The organism is Acidovorax sp. IB03 (assembly GCF_016406015.1).
GTDB lineage: Bacteria > Pseudomonadota > Gammaproteobacteria > Burkholderiales > Burkholderiaceae_C > Acidovorax > Acidovorax temperans.
Window position 1 is genome coordinate 40,547 of the sequence record NZ_JAEFCH010000029.1, and the last position, 10,860, is coordinate 51,406.

Consider the following 10,860-nt stretch of genomic DNA (forward strand, 5'->3'; position numbering starts at 1 on the left):
TTTTAACTGGCCCAGACCAGCCCTCGTTACTTCGAGCGCGCTTTGGATGGCGCCTTGGCTTTGGCGGGGGCCTTGCCAGGCTTGACTTGCGCTGTGGCCTCTGGCTCTTTGGTAGGGCGACCGGTCTTGATGGATGGCACAGACTCCAGTGCGGTAAACAGCGCTGTGTCTGAAAGACCTGCCAGCAGCTTCAGTCCAGCGCGAAGCAGTTCGCTTTTTTTGACGGGGCGGGAAAGACGCACTGCGCGCTCTTTCAAAGCATCGATGACCGCGTATTCGTCTTTGGGAATGGTGAAGCTGTCCCGCACTAGCTTGGGCTTCTTGGCTTTCACATCCTTGGCAGGACTTTCCTTGGCTTCTACCGACGGCTTCTTGGCGGTAGTCACCTTGCTGCTTGCTGCTTTGGTAACTTTGGGCTGCGTGGTGACCGGTGAAATGTGCTTTGGCTTGGCCGCAGCGACGGGCTTCGCCACCTTGACGGGCTCCTTGTCAGCAATTGCGGGTGCTGTCGCAGGCGTAGTAGTCATCTTATTCTCCTTAAACGGTATAAACAGTTTATACCGTTTAAAGCTTCGCATCAATCAGCCTGCACGCGCAGCTCCCACGGCGTTTTCTGCCAGGCCACCATTTCCTCCTGCAACAAATGCGCTGACTGCGGGAATGCCTGGGGCCATCGCGAAGGTATCTTCAGGGTGAAGGTCCCTGGCTCCATGAGCAACTGCATCTCTGTGATGTCGGGCGCGCGCCTGGCGTGGCACAGCGCTACTGCCAGTCGCAGGCAGATCAATTGCAAAGCAAAGGAGGCGTCCGAAAGATCTGCTTCCAGCTTGCGCACCTTGCCGCGCTGCCCCAGCACCAGGATGCCCAAACGGTGCAGTTCCGGCAAGGCAAAGCCTGCCGCATCGGTGTTGTCCAGGATGTAAGCGCCATGCCGGTGGTAGTCGCTGTGCGAAATGCGACACCCCACTTCGTGGAGCTTCGCTGCCCACTCCAGTTTTCTTTCTGCCCTTTCGCTGCCTGCGGCGGCAGCTTGCCTGAACAGTGCGCACGCCGTGGCTGCCACGCGCTCAGCATGGGCGGTATCCACTGCGAATTTCTGCATGAGCGCATTCACGGTGGCGGTGCGCAGGTCTGTTTCCGGCTGCTCGCGATCCAGCAAGTCGTAGAGTGCGCCTTGGCGCAATGCTCCTTGAGCCACTTGCATTTCTTCGATTTCGAGCAAATCAAACACGGCGCGGAGCACACTGATACCCCCGCCAATCACCGCGCGTCGATCGTCTTTTAGCCCTTCCATGCGCACGCGGTCGGCACTTTGGGCGCGTAGCAGCTTATCGTGCAGAGCATTTAAACCCGCTCGGGTGATCAGTCCTTTGGGGCCACCCATGGCCGTCAGGATGTCCCCAACCGCACCTGCTGTGCCCGAAGATCCGTAAGCAACCTCCCAGGCATCTCTTTGGAAAACGGAAAGTGCTTCGTCCATTACCGCCTTGGCAGCAATTTCTGCAGCCAGGAAGGCCTGCGGGGTGAATGCTCCGTCAGGAAAGTACCGCGAAGACCATGCCACGCTACCCACCCGGTAGGATGCAACGGCATTGGCTGAGAACTGCTGTCCCAGAATGAACTCCGTGGAGCGTCCCCCGATGTCCACCACCAGACGGCGTTCGTCAGACTGAGGCAGCATGTGGGCCACCCCTTGGTAGATCAGGCGTGCTTCCTCCACACCCGAAACCACATCAATCGGGTAGCCCAGAAGGGCGCTGCCGCGTGTCAAAAATTCCTCGCGGTTGCGTGCCTCGCGCAGGGTTTGCGTGGCCACGGCTCGAACGTGCTCTCGGGGAAAACCTGCCAGTCGCTCCGCGAACCTTGCGAGGCATGCCCATCCACGCTCCATGGCGTCTTGCGTGAGATTGCGGTTTTCATCCAGTCCGTTGCCCTGGCGAACGGTTTCCTTGAGGTATTCCACACGTTGTATGTGGCCGTGCTCGAAGCGGCCAATTTCCAGGCGAAAGCTGTTGGATCCAAGATCCACAGCGGCGAGCAGTGTTCCGTTTTGCATGGGGTGGCGCAGTGCGCGAAGTCTCTCTGGCGTTGATGTCAGCCAGCATAGCACCTGGGTTGTACGAGCGTCCCTGGCTCAGCCCACAATGCGGCCGTCAGACGACAGCATGCTTTGGGTGACAAATGCTGCCGAGCGTTTTTTGTCTTGGTAAGGGGGTATCCACCCGCCCACATTGAGTGCTTTACGCTGCTGCAAGGCAGCCAGAACATTCGCCCTGGTAAGAGGTGCTGTCATTTGTTGCAGCACCTCCGCCGTGTACCGCGCTGCAATGAAGCCTGCCAAGCCTTGGGGCGAGGGGGGTTCGTCGTACAACTTGGCCAGCGCTTCGCGGTAGGCGCGTACCACGGGCAGGCTGGCCGAGACCAGAGGAACGGCTTGCGTGGCGATGATTGACACCCGCTTTGGCAGGTTGCCCATCTGCGCCAGCACCTGCAGATTGACGTCGGCCAGCGCAATCACGTAGCACTGCCGCCCTGCTGGCAATTTCAGTTGCCCCGCAAAAGCATGCAGTTCTGGGGTCCCCCCGACAAAGAGCACGATGGGCTGCGTCAGTTGAGCTGCGCTGTGGACGCGCTGGACCTTGACAGACTGCTCCTGTGCCGCCTGCCGAACGGCTGCCTGCGCCAGGGCTGTATCCTGGCCTGTCGCATAAGCCACGCCCAGCTCTGGTACGCCCATGGAGGCCACAGACTTCAATGCATGGGCGATTTGGGCCCGCAGGTCGGCAAAGACATCGAAAACAGTGTCTGTCGATTTTTCCTCCACGGCCTGGTGCAGCCACGGGGCAACCAAGGGCAGTGGGGTGGCTGTTTCGCTCGCGAGTTGATAGCGTGCCAATGTCTGCGCCGCTGCGTTACCCACGCAGCCCGACAAGGCAACGCATGAGGCTTGCTGGTGTGCCGTTTTCCATGCCGATTGCAGTTGGGCCGTGGTGCCGTCGGTTTCTAGCACCAGATGCTGCACGGGCTTGCCCTGTACCCCGCCTCGGGCGTTGAGGTCCACCCATGCCGCACGCGAGCCCGTCAGAAAGTCACGACTGATGTCCTGCTGGGTGGCAGACATATCCACCACCTGCGCCACGGTAATACTGCGGGTGCCCTCGCTTTGGCTCCAGGCACTGCTGCCAAAAGTGCTGGTTCCTATCGCTAAAGTGCTGCGCAGCCAGTCTCGTCGCCCCCAAAGGGGTGCGCGGGTGCCTGCGTCTTTTCCCTTGGGCGCGGGGGTGTTCCGGTCGTTCAAGCGTTTTCGCGATGCAGTGTTCTGCGCGGCGGCGCAAGGAAGAGGGCGCTCAACGTGGGGCATGGGGTGGCGTGCTTTGGAAGAGCCGAAGGAGGGTTGGGTGTTCTTGATGGGCCGCGCAAGGCCTTCCGCTGCGGGAGGTCTTGGCTGTCGGCGGCAGGTTAGTGAGGCTTTGTGTCAGTAGCGTGACGCCTGCCGTGGCTGTAGAAGAGGGCTGGCGGTGCGCGGTTGAGTGGGGTGCGAGCTTTCGACCGATAGGGCTGCAGGGCAATACACCGCAGCGAAGGTGTGTGACATTCATTTTTTATGTCACAACACTGTCATAGAGCGCACCTAGAGTACGGACATCCCAACTTACCTACTCTAGAGGTTTATCCATGAAACTGTCCGCGATTCGAGTTCTGGTTGCCGGTGTGGTTGCTGCAGGTGCTTTTTCCAGCGCATTCGCGCAACAAGAGGCAACAGGCGCGGGAGCCAGCTTTCCTGCCCCTCTGTATTCCAAGTGGGCTTCTGATTACAACAAGGCCACCGGTGTGAAGATCAACTACCAATCGGTGGGCTCTGGTGCTGGTCTGCGTCAAATCGAGGCGAAGACAGTGGACTTTGGCGCCTCTGACGCTCCTCTGACGGACGAAGACCTGAACAAGAAGGGTCTGGTTCAGTTCCCTACGGTGATCGGTGGTGTTGTGCCCGTGGTCAACATCAAGGGCATTGCTCCTGGTCAGATCAAGCTCAGCGGCCAAGTGCTGGGTGACATTTACCTGGGCAAGATCAGCAACTGGAGTGATCCTGCTATCAAGGCGCTCAACCCTGGCGTGGCTCTGCCAGACGCTTCGATCGCTCCGGTTCGCCGCGCTGACGGTTCCGGCACCAGCTTCATCTTCACGAACTACCTGAGCAAGGTGAACGCCGAGTGGAAGTCCAAAGTGGGTGAGGGCACGGCTGTGAACTGGCCTACCGGCGCGGGTGGCAAGGGCAACGAAGGCGTGGCTGCATTTGTGGGCCGTCTGCCCAACTCCATTGGCTATGTGGAGTACGCATACGTCAAGCAAAACAAGATGACTTACGTGCAGATGCAAAATGCTGAAGGCCAGTTTGTTTCGCCTGATGACTCCGCATTCAAGGCTGCCGCTGCGGGCGCTGATTGGGCCAAGAGCTTCTATCAGATCCTGACCAACCAGCCTGGCAAGGAATCGTGGCCCATCACTGGTGCTACGTTCATTCTGATGCAGAAGTCACAAGAAAAGCCTGTGCAAGCCGCTACATCGTTGAAGTTCTTTGAATGGGCTTACAAGACAGGTGACAAGACCGCTTCTGACCTGGACTATGTGCCCATGCCTGACAGCGTGAAGGAAACCATCCTGAAGTCTTGGACAGCTATCCAGGATACTTCTGGCAAGGCTATCGCTTACAAGTGATCTGTGCGGGCTGGCTGGGCATTGAGTTCAGCCAGTCCCTTGATTGCGTTCATAGAAGGCTCTCAACGTGTCCACTATCTTGCCGGTCCCGCAAACCCCCCCGTCTCAGGCGGAACGTGTTGCTCAACGGACCACTCCACCCCGCCCACGCCCCCTGATTTCCGGCATGCTGGCCGACCGCATTTTTGGCTGGTTGGCCCGTGGCGCTGCCGTGCTGACCCTGTTGCTGCTGGTTGGCATTCTTGTCTCGTTGGTGCTTGGGGCCTGGCCATCGATTGAAAAATATGGTCTGAGCTTTTTGACCCGAAGCGTCTGGGACCCCGTACAAAATGAGTACGGTGGCCTGGTGATGATTTACGGCACCTTGGCCACCTCGGCCATTGCTTTGCTGATTGCGGTGCCGGTGAGTTTCGGTATCGCGCTTTTCTTGACAGAACTCTCGCCCGCCTGGCTCAAGCGCCCCCTGGGCACAGCCATTGAATTGCTGGCGGCGGTGCCCTCCATCGTGTATGGGATGTGGGGGCTCATGGTGTTTGGCCCGATTTTGGCGCGCTTTGTCCAGCAGCCATTGCAAGCCGCTTTCAGCGGTGTTCCGTATTTGGGTGCCTTTGTCTCTGGTCCACCGGTGGGCATCGGCATTTTGTCGGCCGGCATCATCCTGGCCATCATGATCATTCCCTTCATTGCGTCGGTGATGCGTGATGTGTTCGAGGTCACGCCCGCTCTCCTCAAAGAATCTGCCTATGGCCTGGGTGCGACCACCTGGGAAGTGGTGTGGAAGGTGGTGCTTCCCTTCACAAAGACGGGTGTGCTCGGCGGCATCATGTTGGGCTTGGGGCGCGCATTGGGTGAAACCATGGCCGTGACATTCGTCATTGGCAACATGAACCAGCTCGATTCCTTGTCGGTGTTTGAAGCTGCCAACAGCATCACGTCCGCGCTGGCCAATGAGTTTGCTGAAGCTGGCGAGGGTCTCCACCAGGCCTCGCTCATTTACCTGGGTCTGGTTCTTTTCTTCATCACCTTCGTGGTGCTGTCTTTGTCAAAGTTGTTGCTCTCGCAGCTCAAGAAGGGTGAAGGGGCGCGCTCATGAGTACTTCTCAACGCCTGATTTCTGCGGCAGAGCTGTCGCAAACGCGCTTGGCTCGCTATAACAGCCGCAAGCGTGTCAACCAGATCGCCTTGACCTTGTCGCTGGCCGCCATGCTGTTCGGCGTGTTCTGGCTGGTGTGGATTTTGTGGGAGACGATTCGCCTGGGTCTGGGTGGTCTGAGCGTGGCGCTGTTCACGCAGATGACGCCGCCGCCCAATGAGGTCGGCGGTATCTCCAATGCGATCTTCGGCTCCGTGGTCATGGTGCTGCTGGCCACATTTGTGGGCACGCCCATCGGCATCATGGCCGGCATCTACCTGGCCGAATACGAGTCGCGCAGCTGGCTGGCGGCCACGACCCGGTTTGTGAACGACATTCTGCTGTCTGCACCCAGCATCGTGATCGGCCTGTTCGTCTACGCCGTGGTGGTAGCCCGTTTCAAGAGCTTTTCAGGCTACGCAGGCGTTCTCGCCTTGGCGCTGATCGTGATTCCGGTGGTCATCCGCACCACCGAGAACATGCTGTTGCTGGTGCCTGCCAGCCTGCGCGAAGCGGCTTACGCCCTGGGCACACCCAAGTGGCGCGTCATCACCATGGTCACTTTGCGTGCCGCACGCGCTGGCGTGATCACCGGGGTGTTGCTGGCTGTGGCACGTATTGCGGGGGAGACAGCGCCTTTGCTGTTTACTGCCCTCAACAACCAGTTCTGGAATGCTGACCTGTCCAAACCCATGGCCAGCTTGCCGGTCACGATTTTCAAATTTGCGATGAGCCCGTATGAGAACTGGCAGGAGCTGGCATGGGCCGGCGTGTTCCTGATCACGGTTGCGGTTCTCGGTCTCAACATCCTGGCGCGCGTCTTGACCCGCCAGAAATAAACAAGGAAGACATTCATGCCCTCCACCATCCAAGCATCCGCTCCTGCCAACTCCAAGATCACGGTACGCGATCTGAATTTCTATTACGGCAAGTTCCACGCCCTCAAGGGCATCAACCTGGACATCCCCGAAAACAAGGTCACGGCTTTCATTGGCCCATCGGGCTGCGGCAAGTCCACCTTGCTGCGCACCTTCAACCGCATGTTCGAGCTGTACCCCGAGCAGCGCGCTGAAGGCCAGATCGTGCTGGACGGCGAAAACCTGCTCACCAGCAAGCAAGACGTGGCTTTGGTGCGCGCCAAGGTGGGCATGGTGTTCCAGAAGCCCACGCCGTTTCCCATGTCCATCTATGACAACATCGCGTTTGGTGTGAAGCTGTTCGAAAGCCTCAACGCCACCGACATGGATGACCGCGTGGAGTGGGCCCTGCGCAAGGCGGCACTGTGGAATGAAGTGAAGGACAAGCTCAACCAGAGCGGCTCCAGCCTCTCGGGCGGCCAACAGCAGCGCCTGTGCATTGCGCGCGGCATTGCCATCAAGCCCGAAGTGCTGCTGCTCGACGAGCCTTGCTCGGCGCTGGACCCGATCTCTACCGCCAAGGTGGAAGAGCTGATTGCCGAGCTGAAGAACGACTACACCGTGGTCATCGTGACGCACAACATGCAGCAAGCTGCGCGTTGCAGCGACTACACCGCCTATATGTACCTGGGCGATCTGGTGGAGTTTGGAGAAACAGAGCAGATGTTCTTCAAGCCCCAGCGCAAGGAAACCGAAGACTACATCACCGGCCGTTTCGGCTGAGGAGACACCATGCCAGAAAAACATCTCTCCAGCCAGTTTGACAGCGAGCTCAACAGCGTTTCTTCCCGCGTGATGGAGCTGGGCGGCCTGGTGGAGTCGCAAATTCGCCAGGCGATTTACGCCTTGTCCCAGTTCAGTATGGAAGCCGTGGAGCAAGTGGCCTCCATAGAGCAGCGTGTGAACGCGATGGAAGTGGAGATCGACCACGAACTCTCCTCCATCATTGCCCGCCGTCAGCCCACTGCGCGCGATCTGCGTTTGCTGATTGCCTTCTCCAAGGCCACGGCCAACCTGGAGCGCATGGGCGACGAAGCGCACAAGATGGCCCGCATGGTCAAGTCCATCATCGAAAGCGGTGCCGCCCGTTCGTTGCCCTCCAGCGACCTGCGCATGGCAGCTGATCTTGCCTCCGGCCTGTTGCGCAAGGCGCTCGATGCCTTTGCTCGCCTCGATACCAAGGCGGCGCTGGACATCCTGAAAGAAGACGACCTCATCGACAAGGAGTTCGACGGGTTTGTGCGCAAGCTGGTCACCTACATGATGGAAGACCCCCGCACCATCTCGGCCAGCCTGGACCTGCTCTTTTTGGCCAAGGCCATTGAGCGCATTGGCGATCACTCGAAAAATGTGGCCGAACTCATCATTTATCTGGTCAAGGGCAAGGACGTGCGCCACGCCGCGATGAACGATATTGAATCGGCTGTGCTGCAGTAAGGGAAGGGCGTCGCCATGAAGAAAATGCCCCGGGTCTTGATCGTTGAGGATGAACCCGCCATTGCCGAGCTGATTGCCGTGAATCTGCGGCACAACGGTTTTCAGCCCATCTGGTCGGAAGACGGCGAATCGGCCCAGCGCGAGCTGGACGCCGTGCTGCCCGACGTCATCCTGCTCGATTGGATGCTGCCCGGCCAAAGCGGGTTGCAGCTGGCCCGCAAGTGGCGTGCTGACAGCCGCCTCAAGCCCATTCCCATCCTGATGCTCACCGCGCGCGGCGATGAACCCGACAAGGTGGCTGGGCTCGATGCGGGTGCGGACGACTACATCACCAAGCCGTTCTCTACGCAGGAACTGCTTGCCCGCATTCGCGCCGTGCTGCGCCGCCGTGCGCCTGAGCAGGTCAACGACAGTGTGACGATTGGTGAGCTGGTGCTGGACGCGGCCACCTACCGCGTGACTTACCAGGGACAGCCCCTCAAGGTGGGCCCCACGGAGTTCAAACTGCTGCACTTTCTGATGAAGCACTCCGAGCGTGTGCACAGCCGTTCGCAGTTGCTCGACAAGGTGTGGGGTGACGACGTTTTCATTGAAGAGCGCACGGTGGACGTTCACGTCAAGCGTCTGCGCGAGGCCCTGGGCGCCGCAGGGGCCATGGTGGAGACGGTGCGGGGCGCGGGTTACCGTTTGACCGCCCAACCCCAGGCGTTATTGCGCGCCTGAGCAGGCCCCGCGGTCTTTGGGGTGCGCATCACCACGGCTGGGCGCATGGCTTGCCAGGGGCGTGACTCCTTGGCGCGCTGGAATTGGCGGGCCTGAGTCGTGGACCGTGGAAGCGCCCCTCTAGAGGTTGTGCGTATTTTTGAGAAAGCTGTGCGTCCCCCATGTTCTGGCGTTTTGTATTTTTTCTGACTTGGCAGCTGGCAGGTGGTGCTTTGGGCTGGTGGCGCGCGGGGCCTTGGGGTGCGGCCCTGGGGGCTGCCGTGGCCGCATGGGCCTGGTTTGTGTGGGACTTGTCGCGCGGCGCCCGGGTGCTGCGGTGGCTGCGTACGGGTGACTTGGCTACGGCGCCCTCCATGCGCGGCATATGGGGCGAGGCTGCAGACCGCGCTCGCCGCCTGCTGCGCCAGAGCGAGGCCAAGGAGCAGGACAGCCACAGCCGCTTGCAAGAGATTCTGGCGGCCCTGCAGGCCACGCCCAACGGGGTGGTGCTGCTCGACAGCGAAGGCCACATCGAGTGGTGCAACCAGATTGCTGCCAGCCAGTTTGGCATCGACGCGCAGCGCGATGTGATGCAGTCCATTGGCAATCTGGTGCGCGATCCTGACTTCAGCGCCTACTACGCGGCGCATGATTTTTCTCGCGACGTGGTGCTGCAGGGGCGCGACAGCAAGCCTTCCAGACCGGTGCGCATTTCGGTGCATCTGCATCCGTATGGCGACGGGCGCAAGCTGCTGCTCTCACGCGACGTCACCGCCCTGGAGCAGGCCGACGCCATGCGCCGCGATTTCGTGGCCAACGTGTCCCACGAGATTCGCACACCTCTGACGGTGCTCATCGGCTTCATCGAAACCCTGCAGACGCTGCCGCTTTCCCCGCAGGAGCGCAACCGCTACCTGGGCATGATGTCGCAGCAAGCCTCGCGCATGCAAAGCGTGGTGCAGGACTTGCTCACGCTCTCCCGGCTGGAGGGCAGCCCGTTGCCGGGCATGACTGAATGGACGCCCGTGCAGGCGCTGATGCAGCGCTGCGAGGACGAGGCGCGTGGGCTGTCCGCATTGCTCACACAGAGCCAGGCGCGCCCGCATGTGCTGGAATTTCCGCCAGCCGAACAGTTGCGTGCGCTGGGAGAGATCGCTGGCGTTCCCACAGAGCTGCAAAGTGCGCTGTCCAATCTCATCAGCAACGCCCTTCGCTACACACCTGCGGGTGGCACCATCACCGTGGCCTGGGAGCGGGCCCATGACGGGGCGGTGCGGTTTTCCGTGCGCGACACGGGCCCGGGCATTGCGCCAGAGCACATTCCGCGTTTGACAGAGCGCTTCTATCGCGTGGACCGCAGCCGCTCCCGCGAAACGGGCGGCACTGGCCTGGGGCTGGCCATCGTGAAGCATGTACTGCAACGCCATGGCGCATCGCTCGATATCACCAGCGAGCTGGGCAAAGGCTCCACCTTTACGGTCACCTTCCCGGCAAACCGCCTACGCTGATGCGTGGTGCGTTGAACGCGCTGCTGCTTTGGCCAGCATCGCCATAAACGCCGCTGCGGTGACGAGCAGTGCCAAGGCACTGCACGCCCAAAACGCAGCGGGTGATGCGGCCATGCTGCTCCACACGCCCGTGTCGCTGTAGGCCACCAGGTAGCCGCCGCCCAGCCCCAGCCCCCACAGCAATACGCAATACACCACCAAGGGGGCGACGGTGATGCGATAGCTTCGCAGCACGAAGACGCACAGCGTTTGCGACGCATCTGCCAGGTGATAGGCCGCCACCCACAGCAGCAGCCCTGACGCCACACCTGCCACGGCGGGGCTGTCGGAATAAACAGACGCAACTTCTTGGTTTGCTATAAATAATATAGCTGCCAGCGCAATTCCAGTAAGGGCGGATTCAAGTCCAAGTGCAACATTTATTGTTGTTGCTCAGTGCACAGACTCA

Annotated in this window: 11 protein-coding genes; 7 read left to right on the top strand and 4 right to left on the bottom strand. The window is 60.2% G+C overall.

Annotated elements, in window-relative coordinates; genetic code table 11:
• Positions 1-26: 26 nt before the first annotated feature.
• The 3 genes from IHV84_RS14835 to IHV84_RS14845 all read right to left on the bottom strand — a co-directional run bounded on the left by IHV84_RS14835 (position 27) and on the right by IHV84_RS14845 (position 3,298).
• Complete coding sequence (locus tag IHV84_RS14835; protein WP_370541292.1) at positions 27-578, bottom strand: hypothetical protein; 552 nt, start codon at positions 576-578, stop codon at positions 27-29.
• Positions 578-2,056 carry a Ppx/GppA phosphatase family protein gene (locus IHV84_RS14840; protein WP_198847430.1) on the bottom strand — a complete coding sequence of 493 codons (1,479 nt, stop codon included), beginning with the start codon at positions 2,054-2,056 and terminating at the stop codon, positions 578-580. Before IHV84_RS14840 ends, IHV84_RS14835 begins: the two co-directional genes overlap by 1 nt.
• Positions 2,057-2,134: 78 nt before the next feature.
• Positions 2,135-3,298, bottom strand: a complete 1,164-nt coding sequence (locus IHV84_RS14845; protein WP_370541294.1) for an ABC transporter substrate-binding protein — start codon at positions 3,296-3,298, stop codon at positions 2,135-2,137.
• A 377-nt stretch (positions 3,299-3,675) separates the two neighbouring features.
• Between IHV84_RS14845 and pstS the strand changes: the two genes are divergently transcribed.
• From pstS to phoR, 7 genes are all read left to right on the top strand, one after another.
• The gene (pstS, locus tag IHV84_RS14850) at positions 3,676-4,716 is read left to right on the top strand and encodes a phosphate ABC transporter substrate-binding protein PstS (protein WP_198847432.1); all 1,041 of its coding nucleotides are present in this window, start codon (positions 3,676-3,678) and stop codon (positions 4,714-4,716) included.
• A gap of 166 nt (positions 4,717-4,882) precedes the next feature.
• Positions 4,883-5,809, top strand: a complete 927-nt coding sequence (gene pstC / locus IHV84_RS14855) for a phosphate ABC transporter permease subunit PstC (protein ID WP_233100041.1) — start codon at positions 4,883-4,885, stop codon at positions 5,807-5,809.
• Positions 5,806-6,687: a phosphate ABC transporter permease PstA gene (pstA, locus tag IHV84_RS14860; RefSeq protein ID WP_044396838.1), complete on the top strand. Its 882-nt coding sequence runs from the start codon at positions 5,806-5,808 to the stop codon at positions 6,685-6,687. The genes pstC and pstA overlap by 4 nt, the downstream gene beginning before the upstream one ends.
• Positions 6,688-6,702: 15 nt before the next feature.
• A complete protein-coding gene (gene pstB / locus IHV84_RS14865) occupies positions 6,703-7,488 on the top strand; it encodes a phosphate ABC transporter ATP-binding protein PstB (protein ID WP_198847433.1) in 786 nt (261 codons plus the stop codon).
• Positions 7,489-7,497: 9 nt separating this feature from the next.
• Positions 7,498-8,202 carry a phosphate signaling complex protein PhoU gene (gene phoU, locus IHV84_RS14870; RefSeq protein WP_198847434.1) on the top strand — a complete coding sequence of 235 codons (705 nt, stop codon included), beginning with the start codon at positions 7,498-7,500 and terminating at the stop codon, positions 8,200-8,202.
• Positions 8,203-8,217: 15 nt separating this feature from the next.
• Complete coding sequence (phoB, locus tag IHV84_RS14875; RefSeq protein WP_198847435.1) at positions 8,218-8,925, top strand: phosphate regulon transcriptional regulator PhoB; 708 nt, start codon at positions 8,218-8,220, stop codon at positions 8,923-8,925.
• A gap of 161 nt (positions 8,926-9,086) precedes the next feature.
• Positions 9,087-10,412 (top strand): phosphate regulon sensor histidine kinase PhoR, encoded by a 1,326-nt coding sequence (phoR, locus tag IHV84_RS14880; RefSeq protein WP_198847436.1) that lies wholly within the window; start codon positions 9,087-9,089, stop codon positions 10,410-10,412.
• On the opposite strand, the gene IHV84_RS14885 is transcribed toward phoR, so the two are convergent.
• Complete coding sequence (locus tag IHV84_RS14885) at positions 10,404-10,835, bottom strand: MATE family efflux transporter (RefSeq protein ID WP_198847439.1); 432 nt, start codon at positions 10,833-10,835, stop codon at positions 10,404-10,406. The two genes, phoR and IHV84_RS14885, sit on opposite strands and share 9 nt — an antisense overlap.
• Positions 10,836-10,860: the final 25 nt, after the last annotated feature.

Excerpts from the sequence above, each read along its gene's own strand:
- IHV84_RS14835 (WP_370541292.1), bottom strand. The coding sequence starts at position 578 with ATGCGAAGCTTTAAACGGTATAAACTGTTTATACCGTTTAAGGAGAAT.
- IHV84_RS14840 (WP_198847430.1), bottom strand. The coding sequence starts at position 2,056 with ATGCAAAACGGAACACTGCTCGCCGCTGTGGATCTTGGATCCAACAGC.
- pstS (WP_198847432.1), top strand. The coding sequence starts at position 3,676 with ATGAAACTGTCCGCGATTCGAGTTCTGGTTGCCGGTGTGGTTGCTGCA.
- pstC (WP_233100041.1), top strand. The coding sequence starts at position 4,883 with ATGCTGGCCGACCGCATTTTTGGCTGGTTGGCCCGTGGCGCTGCCGTG.
- pstA (WP_044396838.1), top strand. The coding sequence starts at position 5,806 with ATGAGTACTTCTCAACGCCTGATTTCTGCGGCAGAGCTGTCGCAAACG.
- pstB (WP_198847433.1), top strand. The coding sequence starts at position 6,703 with ATGCCCTCCACCATCCAAGCATCCGCTCCTGCCAACTCCAAGATCACG.
- phoU (WP_198847434.1), top strand. The coding sequence starts at position 7,498 with ATGCCAGAAAAACATCTCTCCAGCCAGTTTGACAGCGAGCTCAACAGC.
- phoB (WP_198847435.1), top strand. The coding sequence starts at position 8,218 with ATGAAGAAAATGCCCCGGGTCTTGATCGTTGAGGATGAACCCGCCATT.
- phoR (WP_198847436.1), top strand. The coding sequence starts at position 9,087 with ATGTTCTGGCGTTTTGTATTTTTTCTGACTTGGCAGCTGGCAGGTGGT.